The 17782-nt window shown below is 68.3% G+C and carries 17 protein-coding genes and 1 other RNA gene; 10 read left to right on the forward strand and 8 right to left on the reverse strand.

The features are described from left to right. The first annotated feature begins 20 nt into the window (after positions 1–20). The 3 genes from LBN7_RS18805 to rnpB all read left to right on the forward strand — a co-directional run bounded on the left by LBN7_RS18805 (position 21) and on the right by rnpB (position 2875). The gene (locus tag LBN7_RS18805) at positions 21–755 is read left to right on the forward strand and encodes a zinc ribbon domain-containing protein (protein ID WP_116634835.1); all 735 of its coding nucleotides are present in this window, start codon (positions 21–23) and stop codon (positions 753–755) included. Positions 756–777: 22 nt separating this feature from the next. Further along, the gene (locus LBN7_RS18810; RefSeq protein WP_407360488.1) at positions 778–2475 is read left to right on the forward strand and encodes a bifunctional 3'-5' exonuclease/DNA polymerase; all 1698 of its coding nucleotides are present in this window, start codon (positions 778–780) and stop codon (positions 2473–2475) included. 43 nt (positions 2476–2518) lie between these two features. Beyond that, positions 2519–2875: RNase P RNA component class A (rnpB, locus tag LBN7_RS18815), an RNA gene on the forward strand. Between the two features lie 57 nt (positions 2876–2932). Here the strand turns inward: rnpB and ppgK are convergent. Continuing rightward, complete coding sequence (gene ppgK / locus LBN7_RS18820) at positions 2933–3679, reverse strand: polyphosphate--glucose phosphotransferase (RefSeq protein ID WP_116634837.1); 747 nt, start codon at positions 3677–3679, stop codon at positions 2933–2935. 68 nt (positions 3680–3747) lie between these two features. Here ppgK and LBN7_RS18825 point away from each other — a divergent pair, with 68 nt between their 5' ends. From LBN7_RS18825 to LBN7_RS18840, 4 genes are read left to right on the forward strand one after another with little or no spacing between them, the layout of a single operon-like run. After that, positions 3748–3972: an SPOR domain-containing protein gene (locus LBN7_RS18825; RefSeq protein ID WP_116634838.1), complete on the forward strand. Its 225-nt coding sequence runs from the start codon at positions 3748–3750 to the stop codon at positions 3970–3972. Between the two features lie 2 nt (positions 3973–3974). Then, the gene (gene glnA / locus LBN7_RS18830) at positions 3975–5312 is read left to right on the forward strand and encodes a type I glutamate--ammonia ligase (RefSeq protein WP_116634839.1); all 1338 of its coding nucleotides are present in this window, start codon (positions 3975–3977) and stop codon (positions 5310–5312) included. 9 nt (positions 5313–5321) lie between these two features. After that, complete coding sequence (locus tag LBN7_RS18835) at positions 5322–8297, forward strand: bifunctional [glutamine synthetase] adenylyltransferase/[glutamine synthetase]-adenylyl-L-tyrosine phosphorylase (protein WP_407360489.1); 2976 nt, start codon at positions 5322–5324, stop codon at positions 8295–8297. Between the two features lie 50 nt (positions 8298–8347). Continuing rightward, complete coding sequence (locus tag LBN7_RS18840; RefSeq protein WP_407360490.1) at positions 8348–9268, forward strand: diacylglycerol/lipid kinase family protein; 921 nt, start codon at positions 8348–8350, stop codon at positions 9266–9268. A gap of 7 nt (positions 9269–9275) precedes the next feature. On the opposite strand, the gene LBN7_RS18845 is transcribed toward LBN7_RS18840, so the two are convergent. The 3 genes from LBN7_RS18845 to LBN7_RS18855 form a co-directional block, all read right to left on the reverse strand. Then, positions 9276–10418, reverse strand: a complete 1143-nt coding sequence (locus tag LBN7_RS18845; RefSeq protein ID WP_407360491.1) for an AI-2E family transporter — start codon at positions 10416–10418, stop codon at positions 9276–9278. Between the two features lie 98 nt (positions 10419–10516). After that, positions 10517–10675 carry a hypothetical protein gene (locus LBN7_RS18850; RefSeq protein WP_165808032.1) on the reverse strand — a complete coding sequence of 53 codons (159 nt, stop codon included), beginning with the start codon at positions 10673–10675 and terminating at the stop codon, positions 10517–10519. Between the two features lie 73 nt (positions 10676–10748). After that, complete coding sequence (locus LBN7_RS18855; RefSeq protein WP_116634843.1) at positions 10749–11237, reverse strand: pyridoxamine 5'-phosphate oxidase family protein; 489 nt, start codon at positions 11235–11237, stop codon at positions 10749–10751. A gap of 145 nt (positions 11238–11382) precedes the next feature. On the opposite strand from LBN7_RS18855, the gene LBN7_RS18860 reads away from it, so the two are divergent. After that, positions 11383–11898, forward strand: a complete 516-nt coding sequence (locus LBN7_RS18860; RefSeq protein ID WP_407360492.1) for a hypothetical protein — start codon at positions 11383–11385, stop codon at positions 11896–11898. A 97-nt stretch (positions 11899–11995) separates the two neighbouring features. Here LBN7_RS18860 and LBN7_RS18865 read toward each other — a convergent pair whose 3' ends face one another. After that, on the reverse strand, positions 11996–13147 hold the full coding sequence (locus LBN7_RS18865; RefSeq protein ID WP_407360493.1) for an AI-2E family transporter: 1152 nt from the start codon (positions 13145–13147) through the stop codon (positions 11996–11998). A 102-nt stretch (positions 13148–13249) separates the two neighbouring features. Then, positions 13250–14674, reverse strand: a complete 1425-nt coding sequence (gene glnA / locus LBN7_RS18870) for a type I glutamate--ammonia ligase (protein ID WP_116634844.1) — start codon at positions 14672–14674, stop codon at positions 13250–13252. A gap of 121 nt (positions 14675–14795) precedes the next feature. Between glnA (LBN7_RS18870) and LBN7_RS18875 the strand changes: the two genes are divergently transcribed. Next, positions 14796–15224 carry an RDD family protein gene (locus LBN7_RS18875; RefSeq protein WP_165808033.1) on the forward strand — a complete coding sequence of 143 codons (429 nt, stop codon included), beginning with the start codon at positions 14796–14798 and terminating at the stop codon, positions 15222–15224. A gap of 7 nt (positions 15225–15231) precedes the next feature. Here LBN7_RS18875 and LBN7_RS18880 read toward each other — a convergent pair whose 3' ends face one another. Then, the gene (locus LBN7_RS18880) at positions 15232–15720 is read right to left on the reverse strand and encodes a RimK/LysX family protein (RefSeq protein ID WP_116634846.1); all 489 of its coding nucleotides are present in this window, start codon (positions 15718–15720) and stop codon (positions 15232–15234) included. A gap of 17 nt (positions 15721–15737) precedes the next feature. Here LBN7_RS18880 and LBN7_RS18885 point away from each other — a divergent pair, with 17 nt between their 5' ends. Beyond that, a complete protein-coding gene (locus tag LBN7_RS18885) occupies positions 15738–16925 on the forward strand; it encodes a RimK family alpha-L-glutamate ligase (protein ID WP_116634847.1) in 1188 nt (395 codons plus the stop codon). Positions 16926–16988: 63 nt separating this feature from the next. On the opposite strand, the gene LBN7_RS18890 is transcribed toward LBN7_RS18885, so the two are convergent. After that, the gene (locus LBN7_RS18890) at positions 16989–17699 is read right to left on the reverse strand and encodes a DUF4191 domain-containing protein (protein ID WP_407360494.1); all 711 of its coding nucleotides are present in this window, start codon (positions 17697–17699) and stop codon (positions 16989–16991) included. Positions 17700–17782: the final 83 nt, after the last annotated feature.

The raw sequence follows: 17782 nt of genomic DNA on the forward strand, positions 1-17782 counted from the left end.
CAGCGGCTAGATTTGAAAGCGTGAACGCCACCCCCGAGAACCAGCGCATCCTGCTCGACATCGCCGACCTCGACCGGCGCATCGCGCAGGCGGAGCGCGCCCGTACGCAGCCGGCCCAGGGGGCGCGGATCACAGAGCTCGTCGCCATCCGTCAGGAGCAGCTGCGCGAGCTCACCACGCTCACGGGCACCCGAGACGACGTGCGCACCGAGCTGACGCGGCTGGAGTCCGATGTCGCGGTCGTGGAGCAACGCCGCAACCGCGACGCCGAGCGCCTTGCGGCCTCGACCAGTTCCAAGGATGCGCAGGCGCTCGAGCACGAGCTTGCGAGTCTCGCCCGGCGCCAGAGCGATCTCGAGGATGCCGAGCTCGACGTCATGGGCCGGCTCGAGGAGGCGGAGGCGGCTGTCGCCGCACAGCAGGCTCTGCTCGCCACCACGACGGAGGAGGGCACCGCGCTCACCTCGCAGGCGAAGGCCGATGTCGCTGCCGCGACCGACCGCGGCGCCGAGCTGGCGCGCGATCGTGCCGCCGTCGTCGCGAACGTACCCGCCGACCTCCTCGCCGAGTACACGCGTCGTGCCGCGAACAGCGCGGGTGCAGCGCTCCTCACGCGCGGCACGTGCGAAGGGTGCCGCATGGTGCTTCCCAGCACCGATCTGAACGACATCCGCCGCGCGGCGGACGAACTCGTCGTCTTCTGCCCCGAGTGCGGCTGCATCCTCGTGCGCACCGAGGAATCCGGGCTCTCTTGAGCGGGGTCCCCGCGCGACGTCGATGAGCCGTTCGGCGTCGCAGGGACGGCGGATCGCGCTGATCGACCTCGGCGACGGGCAGTACCTGGCGGTCGAGCTCGACGACGAGGGCGGCGAACGGAGTCGCGTACCCCTCGCCGGCACGGAGCTCCTGAGCTGGGTCGCCGATCTCGAGAAGAACGCGGCGCCGCGGTGGATCATCCGCAGCGCCCGCGAGATCTACCCGATGCTGCTCGCGGGAGGCGTGCGACTCGGGCGGACGCACGACCTGCTGCTCTGCCACGCGATCCTGCGCGATACGGATGCCGTGGCTCGTCCCCTCGCTCCCTCGTCGGCGTGGGTGCGCCGTGAGCCGACGGATGCCGCTCCCGCCCTGTTCGACGTGGTCGAGCAGGGCCGCGCCGACGACCCTGTCGCCGAGGTGCTGGAGCAGTTCCGCGCGCAGCGCCGGGTGATCGAGCAGGAGCGCGATGGCCGCCTGACGCTTCTGTGCGCCGCGGAGTCGGCGGGCGGTCTGATCGCGGAGGAGATGCGGGCGGCCGGCCTTCCGTGGGACGAGGGCGTCCACGACGCGATCCTGACCGAGACGCTCGGCACCCGGCCCGTCGCGGGTGGTCTGCCCAGCAGGATGGTCGAGCTGGGCGATCGCGTGCGCGCGATCCTCAGCGACTCGACGCTGCACCTCGACAGCCAGCCGAAGCTGCTGCGTGCCCTGCACCGCGTCGGCGTGCACGTCGAGTCGACGAGCCGGTGGGAGCTTGCGAGCCAGTCGCACGCGGTGGTCGAACCGCTGCTGGAGTACAAGAAGCTCTCCCGTCTGCTCAGCGCCAACGGCTGGGCCTGGCTGGCCGAATGGGTGCATGATCGGCGATTCCGCCCCGTGTACATCCCCGGAGGCGTCGTGACCGGCCGATGGGCGTCGGCGGGCGGCGGCGCCCTGCAGCTGCCGCGCAGCCTCCGACCCGCTGTGCGCGCCGATCCCGGCTGGACCCTGGTGGTCGCCGACGTGGCGCAGCTGGAACCGCGGATGCTGGCCGCCATGGCATCCGATTCGTCTATGGCGCGCGCGGCCCAGGGGAGCGACCTGTACGAAGGCGTCGTGGCATCCGGTGCCGTCGGAACCCGGGAAGAGGCGAAGTACGCGGTGCTCGGCGCGATGTACGGCGCCACGACCGGAGACAGCGGCCGCCTGGTGCCGCGGCTGCGCAAGGTCTATCCGCGGGCGATGGCCCTCGTCGACAAGGCCGCGCGCACGGGCGAGGACGGCGGCGTGGTCTCGACCTGGCTGGGGCGCTCGTCGCCGCGTCCTTCGGCGGAGTGGGCGGAGCTCCAGTCGCGGGCCACAGGGGCGGATGCCGATCCGGTCGAGGTCGCCCTGGCGCGGCGGCGAGCGCGGGACTGGGGTCGGTTCACGCGCAACTTCGTGGTGCAGGGGACTGCGGCCGAGTGGTCGCTGATCTGGCTCGCCGAGATCCGTCACCGGTTGCAGCGCGCGCCCGAGGCGGCAGTGGCCGCCACGGCATCCGGACCGTTCGCCCGGCAGCCGCACCTCGCGTTCTTCCTCCACGACGAAGTCATCCTGCACGTGCCGGAGGAGCAGGCCGAAGCCGCCGCCGACGCGGTGCGGGTGGCGGCGGCGGTCGCCACCCGGCGCCTCTTCGGCGACTTCCCGATCGACGTTCCGCTCGACCTCCGGATCGCGGAGTCGGCCGAGAAGTAGCGGCCGTCTCCGGAGGCCGGAGAAAGTAGACTGAAGACGCGAATGGGTCGACTGGACGGCCGCGTGGCGGGCAACCGCACCGAGGAACGTCCGGGCTCCACAGGGCAGGGCGGTGGGTAACACCCACCCGGAGTGATCCGCGAGAAAGTGCCACAGAGAGCAGACCGCCCCGCAAGGGGTAAGGGTGAAAGGGTGGTGTAAGAGACCACCGGGGGTCATGGTGACATGACCCGCCAGGTAAACCTCGCCCGGAGCAAGGTCAGACAGAGGATGTTGACGCGGCTCGCCGAGTCCTCGGGTAGACCGCTAGAGTGCCACGGCAACGTGTCGCCGAGAGAGATGGCCGTCGAAGGGGCGAAGAACCCCGGAACAGAACCCGGCGTACAGGTCGGCCCATTCGCCTCAGACGCAGAAGGCCCCGCTCGATGAGCGGGGCCTTCTGCGTGGTTCCTGCTGTTCAGTCGCCCGCGAGCGACGCCGCGCCGATGATGCCGGAGTTGTTGCGGTGGATCGCCGGGACGATCGGCGTCTTGAGCTCGAGCAGCGGCAGGAAGTCGCCGGCGTTCTTCGACACGCCGCCGCCGACCACGAACAGGTCGGGGCTGAACAGGAACTCGATGTGTGAGTAGAACGCCTGCAGGCGCTCCGCCCAGGCCTCCCAGCTGAGGTTCTCGCGCTCGCGCGCCGAGGTCGCGGCCCACTGCTCGACGGACTCGAACTCGCGGAAGTTCAGGTGGCCGAGCTCGGTGTTGGGGATGAGGATCCCGTCGTACAGGAAGGCCGAGCCGATGCCGGTGCCCAGGGTGGTCAGCAGCGTGAGGCCGCGGACGTCTCTCGCGGCGCCGTGGCGTGCCTCGGCGACACCGGCCGCGTCGGCGTCGTTCACGAAGACGATGTTGCGACCGAGGCCGTCGCGGAAGAACCGCTCCGCGTCGAAGTCGATCCATTCCTTCGAGACGTTCGCCGCCGACAGCGTCTTGCCGCGCTTGACGATGGCCGGGAAGGCGACGCCGAGCGGCATGGTCGAGTCGTGCACGTCGAGGGTCTTCAGCACCGACTGCACGGCGACGAGGACGTCCTGCGGCGATGCGCCCTCCGGAGTGGGGACGCGCACCCGGTCGGAGGCCATGGTGCCGTGCGTGAGGTCGACGATTCCTGCTTTGATTCCCGTGCCGCCGATGTCGACGCCGATCGCTTTTGCCATGGGCGATAGCTTAGCGACCACCGCACACGCCAGTAGGATCGATGACATCACGCGAAGAAGGGGCAGCTATGTCTGACGGCGACGCAAAGTACTGGTACAACTCCGAGACCGGTCAGGTCGAGTTCGGCATGATCTCGCCCTCCGTGGACCGGGTCGGACCGTTCGACACCGAGGCGGAGGCGGCTCGTGCGCCGGAGGTGCTCAAGGAGCGTTCGCGCGCCTGGGCCGAAGAGGAAGCCGCCGAGCAGGGCTGGGACGTCAAGGGCGACGCAAAGGGCCAGGGCGCAGAGTAGTCATGGACAAGCAGAGGGACTTCGTCCTCCGGACCATCGAGGAGCGCGGCGTCAAGTTCGTGCGGCTGTGGTTCACCGACGTCATCGGCACGCTCAAGTCGGTCGCGATCGCGCCGGCCGAGGTCGAGGGCGCCTTCGCCGAGGGTATCGGTTTCGACGGCTCGGCGATCGAGGGACTCACGCGCAGCCACGAGTCCGATCTGCTCGCGCAGCCCGACCCGACGACTTTCCAGACGCTGCCCTGGCGCGGTGAGATCGATCCGACGGCGCGCATGTTCTGCGACCTGACGACACCCGACGGGCAGCCGGCGGTCGCCGACCCGCGACAGGTTCTCAAGCGCACGCTCGCGAAGGCCGCCGATGCCGGGTTCACCTTCTACACGCACCCCGAGATCGAGTTCTACCTGCTCAAGTCGTCGTCGTTCGGTCCCGAGGGTCCGGTGCCGGTGGACTCCGCCGGCTACTTCGACAACGTGCCGGGAGGCACGGCGCACGACTTCCGTCGTCGGTCGGTGCGGATGCTGGAGGATCTCGGCATCTCCGTGGAATTCAGCCATCACGAGGGCGGCCCCGGCCAGAACGAGATCGACCTCCGGTACGCCGACGCGCTGACGACGGCGGACAACATCATGACGTTCCGCACGGTCATCAAGGAGGTGGCGATCGAGCAGGGCGTCTACGCGACGTTCATGCCGAAGCCCCTCAGCGGTCACCCGGGCAGCGGCATGCACACGCACATGTCCCTGTTCGAGGGCGACCAGAACGCCTTCTACGAAGAGGGTGCGAAGTACCAGCTCTCCAAGACCGGGCGTCATTTCATCGCGGGCCTGCTCCGGCACGCCAACGAGATCGCCGCGGTGACCAACCAGTTCGTGAACTCCTACAAGCGGCTCTGGGGCGGCGATGAGGCCCCGAGCTTCGTCACGTGGGGCCACGCGAACCGCTCGGCGCTCGTCCGGGTGCCGATGTACAAGCCCAACAAGGGGCAGTCCTCGCGTGTCGAGTACCGCGCCCTGGATTCCGCGGCGAACCCGTACCTGGCGTACTCCCTGCTGCTCGCCGCGGGCCTGAAGGGTATCGAGGAGGGCTACGAGCTCCCGCCCGAGGCCGAGGACAACGTGTGGGCTCTGAGCGACGCCGAACGGCGCGCGCTGGGCTACTCGGCGCTGCCGGCGAGCCTCGATCACGCTCTCGAGTTCATGGAGGCGTCCGAACTCGTCGCCGAGACGCTCGGGGAGCAGGTGTTCAACTACGTGCTGCTCAACAAGCGCAAGGAGTGGGAGGCCTACCGCGGGCAGGTCACGCCGCTGGAGCTGAAGAACAACCTCGAACTCCTCTGAGAATCGCGCATGGCCCGTCCGGACGATTCCGTCTCTCTCTCCGCTCTGGCCAGGCTCGGCTTCGCGGAGCTGAGCGAGGCCGCGGCATCCCTCTCCGAGCTGGCGACGATCCTCGACATGCCGAGATCGTCGCTGCTCGAGGGGGCGGACGCCGCCGATCCCGATGCGGCGGTCCGCGGGATGGTGCGCGTCGCGCGACGCGACGCCGTGCCGCTGAAGGCTCTGCTGAAGGAGCCGCAGTCGCGCCATCGCGTCTGGCGGGTGTTCGGCGCGTCCGAGGGCCTCGCGGACTTCTTCCTCCGGCATCCGGAGCAGCTGTCCGTGCTGGGGGAGCCGATCACCGCGCTCCCCACCCCGGAGGTCCAGCGGGAGCAGATGCTGGCCGCGGTGGGCACACGGAACGGGTTCGCCGGCTCCGGAGATGACGCCGCCGTCGTCGCGGTGCGGGTCGCGTATCGGCGGAGTCTCGCCGGCATCGCCGCCTACGATCTGACGCATCCGGAGCCGCAGACGGTCGTGGCGGCGGTGTCCGCTGCCCTCGCCGATGCGGCCGGAGCCGCCCTCGAGGCCTCCCTGGCCATCGCACGTGCTCGACTGCGCGACACCATTCCGGAGGAGCAGATCGCGGCCACCCGACTCTCGATCATCGGGATGGGCAAGGCCGGTGCCAGGGAGCTGAACTACGTCAGCGACGTGGACGTCATCTTCGTCGGCGGCACGAGCGACGAGGAGATCGTCGCCGAGGCTCGGGCGATCGACATCGCCACCCGGTTGGCGCGGGAGACGATGCGCGGCCTCGACAGCATCGAGGTGGAGCCGCCGCTGTGGGAGGTCGACGCCAACCTGCGACCCGAGGGCAAGCAGGGTGCTCTGGTGCGCTCGCTCGCCTCCCATCTCGCCTACTACGACCGCTGGGCCAAGAGCTGGGAGTTCCAGGCGCTGCTCAAGGCGCGCCCTCTCGCCGGCGACACCGAGCTGGGGGCCGAGTACATCGCCGCGGTGCAGCCGAAGATCTGGTCCAGCGCCGCCAGAGAGGACTTCGTCGAGAGCGTGCAGCGCATGCGCGAGCGCGTGACGGAGCACATCGACCCGGAAGACGCGCCCTATCAGCTGAAACTGGGCGCCGGCGGGCTGCGGGACATCGAGTTCACCGTGCAGCTTCTGCAGCTCGTCCACGGTCTCACCGATGAGTCGCTGCGCACCCGAGGCACCCTCGAGAGCCTCGATGCGCTCGTCGCCGGTGGGTACATCGGTCGAGCGGATGCCGCCACGTTCGCAGACGACTATCGCATCCTCCGGCTGATGGAGCACCGTCTCCAGCTGCGGGAGCTGAGCCGCACGCACCTGCTGCCGCGCACCCCGGCCGGACGGCGCGTGCTCGCGCGCGGCACCGGACTGGCCGACAGCGGCGAGGGCATCTGGACGCGCTGGGAGAGCGTGCGGCGCGAGGTGCGCGAGATCCACACGCGCCTGTTCTATCGGCCGCTGCTCAGCGCCGTCGCCGGCCTCCCCGAGGAGGAGCGCACCCTCTCTGCGGCTCAGGCGCACGACCGCCTCGCGGCCATCGGATTCCGTGACCCCGCAGGGGCGCTGCGCCATATCGGCGCGCTGACCACCGGACTCAGCCGCAAGGTGACGATCCAGCGAGCCCTGATGCCGATCATGGTGCGCTGGTTCGCCGATGGCAGCGACCCCGACTACGCCCTCATCGCCTTCCGACGCATCAGCGAGCGTCTGGGCGACACCCCGTGGTTCCTCCGCATGCTGCGCGACTCCTCGGGAGCGGCGGAGAGCCTGACGCGCCTGCTGTCGTCGTCCCGCTACATCGGCGAGCTGATGGAGTGGATCCCCGAGTCGGTCGCCTGGCTCGACAGCGCCGAGCGCCTGCGTCCGCGCGGCGCGGCGGCGCTGGACGAGGAGGCGAGGGCGATCCAGACCCGGCACGAGACGGTCACCGACGCCCTGCGGGCCGTCCGTGCGCTGCGGCGTCGCGAGCTCCTGCGCACGGCCATGGGCGGAGTCCTCGACGTGCTGACGATCGAGGAGGTCGCGACGGCGCTCACCGAGATCACCGAGGCGACGATCCAGGCCGCGCTGCGCGCTGTCATCCGGGAGGTCGTGCCGCCCGAGGACGACGCGCTGGACTTCGCGGTGATCGCCATGGGGCGCTTCGGCGGCGCGGAGCTCGGCTTCGGGTCCGACGCGGACATCCTCTACGTCTACGACGCCAACGGCGTGGACGGTCAGCGCGCGCAGACCCTCGCCACCCAGATCGTCGCGGGACTGCGCGAGCATCTCACGGATCATCGCGTGCCGCTGGACCTGGATGCCGATCTCCGCCCGGAAGGCCGTCAGGGCCCCGTCGTACGGTCCATCGAGGCATATACGGAGTACTACCGACGGTGGTCGCTCTCCTGGGAGGCGCAGGCTCTGCTCCGGGCCAGGGGGATCGCCGGAAGCTCCAAGCTCGTCGCCCGTTTCACGGCGCTCGCGGATTCGATCCGCTACCCCGAGACCGTCGATCTGCAGGGCACCCGCGAGATCAAGCGGATCAAGGCGCGCGTCGAGGGGGAGAGGCTGCCCCAGGGAGCCGACCCGCGGCGGCACCTCAAGCTCGGTCCCGGCACGCTCAGCGATGTCGAGTGGCTCGTGCAGCTGCTCCAGCTCCAGCACGCCCACGACGTCCCCGGGCTGCGGACGACCTCGACGCTCTCGGCGCTGGACGCGGCCGTCGCGGCTGACCTGGTGCCGGAATCCGACGCCGTGCTGCTGCGAGAGGCCTGGCGGCTGGCGAGCCGTCTGCGCTCCGCGATCACGCTCCTGACCGGGAAGACGAGCGATGTGCTGCCCGCCGATCGTCGCGAACTCGATGCGATCGCTCGGCTGCTGGGCTATCCCGACCGGTCGGCGACCGAGCTCGAAGAGGACTATCTCGGGGTGACGCGACGAGCGCGGAAGGCCTTCGAGCACCTCTTCTACGGGTAGCGCGACACCGCGAATTTGCAGTATCCGAAGCCGTGACTCATGCTGACGCTATGACCCACGCACGCATCGGCATCGTCTGGAATCCCTCGAAGGTCGAGCAGGAGGTTCTGCAGGATGCCGTCAGCGGCGTGTTCGACGACCGGACCGACATCCGCTGGTGGGAGACCACTCCCGAGGATCCGGGTCGGGGGATGGCCCGTGAGGCCGTGGAGGACGGCCGGGACATCGTCATCGCGGTCGGCGGAGACGGGACCGTCCGTGCGGTCGCGGAGTCCCTGGCAGGCTCGGAGACCGCGATCGGGATCGTGCCGCAGGGCACCGGCAACCTGCTCGCGCGCAACCTCGAGGTGCCGCTCAACAACGTGAAGGCCGCTCTCGAGCGCGTCCGCGACGCCGAGCCGCGGCGCATCGACCTCGGCTGGGTGTCGTACGACGGCACCGAGCACGCCTTCGCTGTGATGGTCGGCTTCGGTGTCGACGCGCAGATGCTCGTCGAGACGGATGACGACCTCAAGTCGAAGGCCGGATGGCTCGCCTACGTCGAGGCGATGGGGCGTGCCCTCGCCGGCACCGAGATGACCGACATTACCCTCGCGATCGACGGCGAGAAGGCGGTCGCGGTGCGCGGCCACACCATGCTCATCGGCAACTGCGGCATGGTGCAGGGCGGCATCCGCCTGCTGCCGGACGCCGTCCTCGACGACGGCAAGCTCGACGTCCTCATGATCAGCGCCGACGGCGCGCTGCAGTGGCTCGACACCGTGCGCTCGTTCGTCTGGGACAACGGCATCCGTCGTCTGTTCGGCGCGACCGACGAGGCCGTGAGCACGGACTCGGCGCGTCACCTGCCCGTGGAGAAGATCTCCGTCGAGCTGGACACACCGCTCGTCTTCGAGATCGACGGCGAGGAGATGGGCGAGGTCTCCGCATTCGACGTGCGGGTGCAGCCGGGCGCCCTGCTCGTCCGCTGAGACGCCGTCACATCGTGACGACGGGTGGGACGGTCTTCCGGTCCTGAGCGGGGAACGTCACCTTCTGCACGATGATGATGATGCTGGCGGCGACCGGGATCGCGACGAGCGCTCCGAGGATGCCGCCGAGGGCACCGCCGGCGACCGCCGCGATCACGACGAGTGCGCCGGGGACGGCCACGGCCTTGCTCATGATGCGCGGCGAGAGCACGTATGCCTCGATCTGCATGTAGACGAGGTAGTAGCCGATCGCGATCAGTGCGGTCAGCGGCGAGACGAAGAGGCAGATCAGCGAGTTGATGATCGAGGCGGTCAGCGTTCCGACCAGCGGGATCATCGAGCCGATGAAGGCGATGAGTGCGAGCAGCGCCGGCACGGGAGCGCCGATGATGCTCAGGAAGATGAGGCTCAGCACGCCGTTGATGAGGGCGAGGCTCGCCTGACCGATGACGTAGCGGCCGACGGCGCCGGAGACATCCTCCAGCAGCTCGCTGAACGTGTCGCGCTGGTACGCCGGGACGAAGCGGGCGGCGGTGCGCTTCATGCCGCGCAGGGATGCCATGAAGTAGAGGGTGAGGATCAGGACGATCGTGATGCCGGTGAAGCCGCCGGCGATGCCGGCACCCACCGCGAAGACTCCGCCACCGATGTCGGCGAAGTTGCCGGGATCCTGGAAGAACCCGAGGACGCCCTGGACGGCTTCCTCGATCGTCGAGCCGAACTGGCCGCTGACGTCCTTGAACCAGTCGGTGTTCATGAAGTCCTCGATCATCGTCGGACCGTTCTTGATCAGGTTGCTGATCTGCTCGACGAGGAGCGGAACGATCGCGAGGATGATGCCGGCGAACGCGAGTACGACACCGGCCACGACGATGGCGACAGCGGCGGCACGGGGGAGCTTCTGCTCGATGAACCGGACGATCGGGTCGAGGCCGAGCGCGAGGAAGACGGCCACGCCGATGTAGACGAGAACCGTGGCGAGCTGGTCGACGATCCCGCCGATCACCAGCGCGACCAGCACGCCGAGCGCGCCGAGCAGGCCGAACATGAACGGATTCGTCCGCGCATACGCTGCCACGCCGTTGGACGGCTGGGAGCGCTTCAGCTCCGGCGTCCCGGCGACCGGCGCAGCATCCGTGTTCGCGATCACTCTTCTACGCCGCATGATTCCCCCGGTCGGTTGTAAGACTCACCCGTCGATCATCCCTCATCCGCGCGGACAACCGGCCGGACACGCGAGGAGCCGCATCAGGCTTTCGGGGTGCGGTTGCGGATGACGCCGAAGAGGATCGTCCCGACGAAGAGGATGATCCCGATGATGGCGATCCACAGGAGACCCTCGATCGCGAATCCCACGACGGCGACGATGGCCCAGGCGACGAGCAGGATGATCAGTACGGTCCACATGCTGCGAACGTACAGCCGCGACGTGGCGTCGCGCAGGCCCTTGACGGGGAGCGTGACGCCGCGTAGCGAACGGTCACTTGCCGGAGAGCTCCACCGTCTCGTTCTCGGCGTCGTAGGGCTCACCCGTGATCTTCGACTTCACGAAGCTGAAGAGCGAGGCGATCTTCCCGCCGGGGCTGTCCCAGTACTCGGCGGATTCGGCGGAGAACTTCAGCAGTCCGACGTCGGGGTCGTCGGGGCCGTTCGTGAACCACGCCTCGACGGTCGGGCTCCAGAGCTCTTTCACCTTGGCCTTGTCCTCGACGAGGGCGGCGGTGCCCGAGAGCGACACCCACGAGTCGTTCGAGCTCAGGGAGATCCCGACGCGCTCGTCCTTCGCGATGTCGGCGACGAGGGAGGCGCTGCGGGAGACGAGGAACCAGAGGTCTCCGTCGAACTCCGCCTCCTGCACGGTGAGTGGATGGGAGACCAGCCGATCGTTGGCGTTGCGCGTGGTGAACATCGCGAAGCGGAAGTCCTTGATCAGCTCGGCGACCCGCTGGGTGGGGGTGGTGTCGGTCATGGGTGTCGTCCCTTTCGCGTTGGGTGGAGTCTCATCCTGTTCGCGAAGGACTGGGGTACCCAGGGGGTTGCGATCCCGAGGTTCTCCGGTTATGACGCGGATGATCCCTGCCGGACTCATCGAGGGGAGACCATAGAATTCGACTGTGGAAGCCCAGAACCAGCTTCACCCCGCGGCATCCGTCGTGGCGGAACAGCGAACCTCGAGTCCTGTGAGGAGAGTGTGGGTCCTGCTGCCGGCGCAGGTGTTCCTCACCGGCCTGATCACGTGGCTGGTGATAGGCGAGTGGACGGCCATCGCAGGGGCCTACACCGAGGGACTGCAGGTCATCGGTTTCGCCGTCGTCTCTGCCGCGCTCACCATCTTGGTGTTCCTGCTCGGCCTGCCGCTCCGAGTCGCGCCGCCGGTGCGAAGGTGGTGGATTAGTCACGCGGGTTGGATGCTCGGGCTGTTGGGGCTCGGCACCGCGGGCATCGTGCTGTCGTACTTCGTCGGCGGCGCAGGACCGGTCTACTATGACGAAGTCGCAGATTGGCCCTTGACGGACGGATACGAACCCGACGCGGGAATCTTCTGGACCTCGCTCCTCGTGCTCGCGTTCGCCACCATGCATCTCCGGCCGCCTCAGCGCCGGCGGCGGCCGATCCGCACCGAGGGATGAGAAGCACCGGTCCCAGGGTGATTCGGACGCGGGCTCTTCGAGAGGGTCGTCGGTGCCGAGAGGATTGCGGATCCGTGGAGGTCGCCCCTACCTCGGCCTATTGCTCGACCCGCTCGCGAGTCGAGGGCTGGACGCTCTCGTCCCGCTTCTGGCGGAACGGCCGGGCCGGAGTGTTCGGTCCGTCCCACACCGTGATGATGCCCCAGGCGGCTGCGGCGAGCGGGACGGAGAGGACCGCGCCCACGATGCCGCCGAGGATCGTGCCGGCGGTCAGGGCGAGGAGGATGACCAGCGCGTGCAGCTTCAGCGAACGGGCCATGACCACCGGCTGCAGGAAGTTGCCTTCGAGCTGATTGACGAGGACGACGATCCCCACCACGATCAGCGCGGTGACGGGGCCGTGGGTGACGAGGGCGACGAGGGCGGCGAGGATGCCCGCAGCGGTCGCACCGACCAGGGGGATGAACGCGGTCAGGAACACGATCACCGCGAGCGGCAGTGCCAGAGGGATCTGCAGGATCGCGAGCCCGACCCCGATGCCGACCGCATCCGCGGCCGCGACGATCGATGTGCCCCGGACGTAGTTCCCGAACACATCCACGCTCTTGTCACCGATACGCCGTGCCCGGGCGTAGCTCTCGCCGCTGAACGGACGCAACAGGAACTCCCAGATGCGCGGACCGTCCTTCAGGAAGAAGAACAGCACAACGATCATCAGGACGAGACCGGTGAAGAAGCTCGCCGTGGCGGAGACGCCGGCGAGAGCTCCCTGGCCGAACGACGAGCTCGTCAGGAAGTGCTGCGCCGACGCCCACACGTCGTCGAGGTCGATGGCCTCGACGTCGAACGGCAGGGTGCCGAGCCAGGCGGTCACCTGGGAGATGCCGTCCGTCGCGGACTCGACGAGGTCGTCCCATTGGTTACGGACCGTGAGCACGATCACCCAGATGACGCCGCCGAGGATGACGAGGATCCCGATGAGAGCGATCCAGGTGGCGAGGATCGAGGGGACTCCGCGTCGGCGCATCAGGCTGACGAGAGGATGGATCGCACAGGCGAGGATCAGCGCGATCGTCACCGGGATGAAGACCAGCGACAGCTGGGTGATGACGAGCACTCCCACGGCCACGAGGGCGAGCACCGCGAGCGTCTGCAGGCTGCGCGTCGCGACGATCCCGAAACCTCGGGACCACAGTCCCTTCTCCACGGGGGCAGGGTCCTGTGGGCGTCCGAAAATCGGGAACTTCATCATGCACTCCTCGTGTCGCCGCGGTCAGGCCAACGTACCGTGCCGACACGGAAGCCCGCCCCAGCGAGGCTGGGACGGGCTTCCGAGACGGTCTGCGAGGTGTCAGACGCCGAAGTACAGCTCGTACTCGAACGGGTGCGGGCGCTGGGCCATCGGCAGGATCTCGTTCTCGTACTTGTACGAGATCCAGGTCTCGATGAGCTCCTTGGTGAACACGCCGCCCTCGAGGAGGAACTGGTGGTCCTCCGCCAGTGCGTCGAGCGAGTCCAGCAGGGAGTTCGGGACCTGCGGGATGCCCTTGGCCTCCTCGGGGGGAAGCTCGTAGAGGTCCTTGTCGACCGGCTCGTGCGGCTCGATGCGGTTCTTGATGCCGTCGAGGCCCGCCATCAGCTGTGCGGCGAACGCGAGGTACGGGTTGCCGGAGGCGTCGGGTGCGCGGAACTCGATGCGCTTGGCCTTCGGGTTCGAGCCCGTGATCGGGATGCGGATCGCAGCGGAGCGGTTGCCGGCCGAGTAGACCAGGTTGACCGGAGCCTCGAAGCCCTTGACCAGACGGTGGTAGCTGTTCAGGGTCGGGTTCGTGAAGGCGAGGAGCGCCGGCGCGTGGGCCAGGATGCCGCCGATGTACCAGCGCGCGATGTCGCTGAGCTGTCCGTAGCCGGCCTCGTCGTAGAACAGCGGCTTGCCGCCATCCCACAGCGACTGGTGCGTGTGCATGCCGGAGCCGTTGTCGCCGTAGAGCGGCTTGGGCATGAAGGTCGCGACCTTGCCCCACTCGTCAGCCGTGTTCTTGACGATGTACTTGAACTTCAGGATGTCGTCCGCCGCGTGGACCATCGTGTCGAAGCGGTAGTTGATCTCCTGCTGGCCCGCGGTGCCGACCTCGTGGTGCGAGCGCTCCAGGATGAAGCCCGCCTCGATCAGCTTGAGCGTGATGTCGTCGCGCAGGTCTGCCGTCTTGTCGACGGGGGAGACGGGGAAGTAGCCGCCCTTGTACGGGGTCTTGTTGGCGAGGTTCCCGCCCTCTTCCTCGCGGCCGGTGTTCCACGCGGCCTCCTCGGAGTCGACCTTGTAGAAGCTCTCACCGGCGGTGACCGAGTAGCGGACGTCGTCGAAGATGTAGAACTCGGCCTCGGGGGCGAAGTAGGCCGTGTCGGCGATGCCGGTGGACGCGAGGTACTTCTCGGCCTTCTTGGCGACCTGACGCGGGTCCTTCGAGTAGATCTCACCGGTGCGCGGGTTGTAGATGTCGAAGATCATCACGAGGGTGCTCGCCTCGCGGAAGGGGTCGATGTACGCCGTCGTGACATCGGGGATGAGCTGCATGTCGGACTCGTGGATGCTCGCGAAACCGCGGATCGAGGAGCCGTCGAAGAGCTGGCCCTCCGTGAAGAACGCCTCGTCGACCGTCGCCGCAGGAATGTTGAAGTGCTGCTGCACACCCGGGAGATCGGTGAAACGGATGTCAAGGAACTTGACGTCGTTCTCCTTGATGTAGCTCAGAACCTCGGACGAATCTTTGAACATGTACGACTCCTGGATTGCGGATCGATGGCTTCACGGCCATTGTGCACAGTACGGCTGGGGCGTTTCCCCGGGGTGTCCGTATTGTTTCGGGCATGTTACAGGGGTCGCCTAGGCTGGAGCAGTGACGGATGCTGTGAACACGTACCCCGGTGAACGACTCGGACTGCCGACCTCGGGGCCAGGAAGCGTGGCCAGAGTCGGTCGCCGCATCGGTGCTCTCGCCATCGACTACGCCGCGGCGACGATCATCGCGACGGCCTTCCTCGGGTTCGACCAGTTCGCGCTGCCGACCGAGGCAGGGCTCTCTCAGTTCGCGCCGATGATGGTGTTCGCGCTCCTGCAGATCCTCTTCATCCCGACCGCCGGCGGCAGCCCGGGCCACCGGATCCTCGGCATGCGCGTCGTGCGCCTGGACGGCGCCTGGGTCGGCCTGTGGCGACCGATCGTGCGCACCCTGCTGCTGATCGTGGTCGTGCCGGCCGTGATCTGGGACGCGGATCAGCGCGGCCTGCACGACAAGGCGATCGGGACGGTCCTGATCCGCGCCTGAGTGCGCGTCAGATCCGGCCGCGGTTGCGGCGTCGTGCCTCTCGCGGCGCCCGGCCACCGAGGAACGAGCGCGCGGGGTCCACGATGTACCCGCGGCGCAGGGCCTCGCGCCCGATCAGCATCCGGAAGCCCATCTCGTCGCGATTGCTGAGCGTGACCTCCGCGAGCACCTCCCGATCGACGAGACGCACGAGGAGCTTCACGACCAGGCGCTCCTGCGCGTGTCCGGAAGAGCTTCGCACCGCGCGCCGGTCGTGGACGGGAGTCTCGACGACGACGGCATCCTCCTGGCTGTCCTGCCAGGGCTTGACGCGGAATCGGACCCAGTCCTCGCCCTCGCGCTCGAACTCGTCGACGTCGAACGCGTGCAGCGAGGATGTGCGGGCGCCGGTGTCGATCTTGGCTTTGAGCCAGTCGACTCCCAGATCCGGAAGGCTCACCCACTCGCGCCACCCCGTAAGGGTGTTTGAATGGGTAGACCTACTCACCTGATACATCCTGGCAGGAAATCCCCGTGAAGATCGCAGTGCTCTCCCGTGCGCCGCAGGCGTACTCCACCCAGCGACTGCGTGCGGCCGCGCTTCAGCGCGGTCACAACGTCAAGGTGCTCAACACGCTGCGCTTCGCGATCGACCTGACGGCAGATGAACCCGACCTGCACTACCGGGGGCGTCAGCTCAGCGACTACGATGCGATCCTGCCCCGCATCGGCAACTCGATCACCTACTTCGGCACGGCTGTCGTGCGGCAGTTCGAGCAGATGGACGTCTACACGCCGAACACGGCCAACGGCATCTCGAGTGCGCGGGACAAGCTGCGCGCCAACCAGATCCTCTCCCGTCACAACATCGCGATGCCGCCGACGGCCTTCGTCCGCAACCGCGCCGACGTGCGCCCTGCCATCGAGCGCGTCGGCGGTGCGCCGGTCGTGATCAAGCTGCTCGAGGGCACGCAGGGGATCGGCGTCATCCTCGCACCGCAGGTGAAGGTCGCCGAGGCGATCATCGAGACGCTGCACTCCACGAAGCAGAACGTGCTCATCCAGAAGTTCATCTCCGAGAGCCGCGGCCGCGACATCCGCGCGCTCGTCGTCGGCGACCGGGTCGTCGCGGCCATGCGGCGCTCCGCGGCCGGCGATGAGTTCCGCTCGAACGTGCACCGCGGCGGATCGGTCGCGGCGATCGAACTCGACCCGGTGTACGAGCGCGCGGCGGTGCGATCGGCACAGATCATGGGTCTGCGCGTCGCGGGTGTCGACATGCTCGAAGGGGAGGACGGGCCTCTCGTGATGGAGGTCAACTCCTCACCGGGCCTGCAGGGCATCGAGAGCGCCACCAAGCTCGACGTCGCGGGAGCGATCATCGACTACATCGCCGGCCAGGTCGCGTTCCCTGAGATCGATGTGCGGCAGCGGCTGACGGTCTCCACGGGCTACGGCGTGGCCGAGCTGATGGTCCACGGCGCTGTCGACCTCGTGGGGAAGACCCTCGGCGAGGCGGGCCTCTGGGAGCGCGACATCACCGTTCTCACGCTGCACCGTGGCGTCAGCGTGATCCCGAACCCGCGCAAGCACGTCGTCCTCGAGGCCGAGGACCGGCTCTTCTGCTTCGGCAAGCTGGACGAGATGCGCTCCATGGTCCCGGAGCGGCGTCGTCGCCGCGCCAAGGTGCGCCGCCTGCCCCGCCAGCCGCTCTCGGAGTGAACGAAAGCGCGGCCGCTCCTCGGAATGAGGGCGGCCGCGCTCGTCGTGGCGGATGCCGCGGGATCAGCGCGGACGCTGAGCGCGGACCTTCGTGGGGTCGATGCCCTTCGGGATCGGCAGCGACGACAGCGACTGCGAGACGGAGTCGATGCGTCGGATGACCGCGGCCATGGTGGTCTTGTCGATCGCCTTGGGGAGCTTCTTGATGGTCTTCGAGAGGTCCGCGATGGCGACCTCGTCCTCGCCGTGGCCGACGTACAGGACCGTGACGGGCACGCCGTGCGCGACGCGCTGCGCCTTGCTGCGCTCCTCGTTGATGAGACGGGTCAGCCGTCCACGGGCACCTTCGCCGACGACGACGATGCCGCCGCGGCCGATGGTGCGGTAGACCGCCTCCTGCGTCTTGGGGTTGATCCCGACGGGCGTCTCCGATGCCTGCCAGCTGCGGCCGAGGCTGGTGCTGAGAACGTGTCCCGTCGCACCGGGCATGCCGTCGATCTTCGAGTACATCGCCGACGTCGACAGCCGGGTCATCAGGAAGAGCGACCCGAGCACACCCAGCATCAGACCGGTGATGCCCCACAGCACGAGCGTCCAGATCTGGAACGGGGGGATCAGGTACCCGGCGACGAGGCCGAGGAGCACGCCGATGAGAAGGATGCCCACCTGGAGCCACGGAAGCCACGGGTAGACCTCACGGGTGAACCGGAAGAGGGACTTGATCTGGGAGAAGAACCCAGGACGCTTCTCGGGTTCGGGAGCACGCTTTGCCATGGGGACCAGCCTACCGAGTTCGCGGATGCCGTGATGCCGAGTTCGCGCCCAGCGGAGCGGGCTCCGGGCGACTGGTTCTGCAC

The organism is Microbacterium sp. LBN7 (assembly GCF_045690345.1).
Lineage (GTDB): Bacteria > Actinomycetota > Actinomycetes > Actinomycetales > Microbacteriaceae > Microbacterium.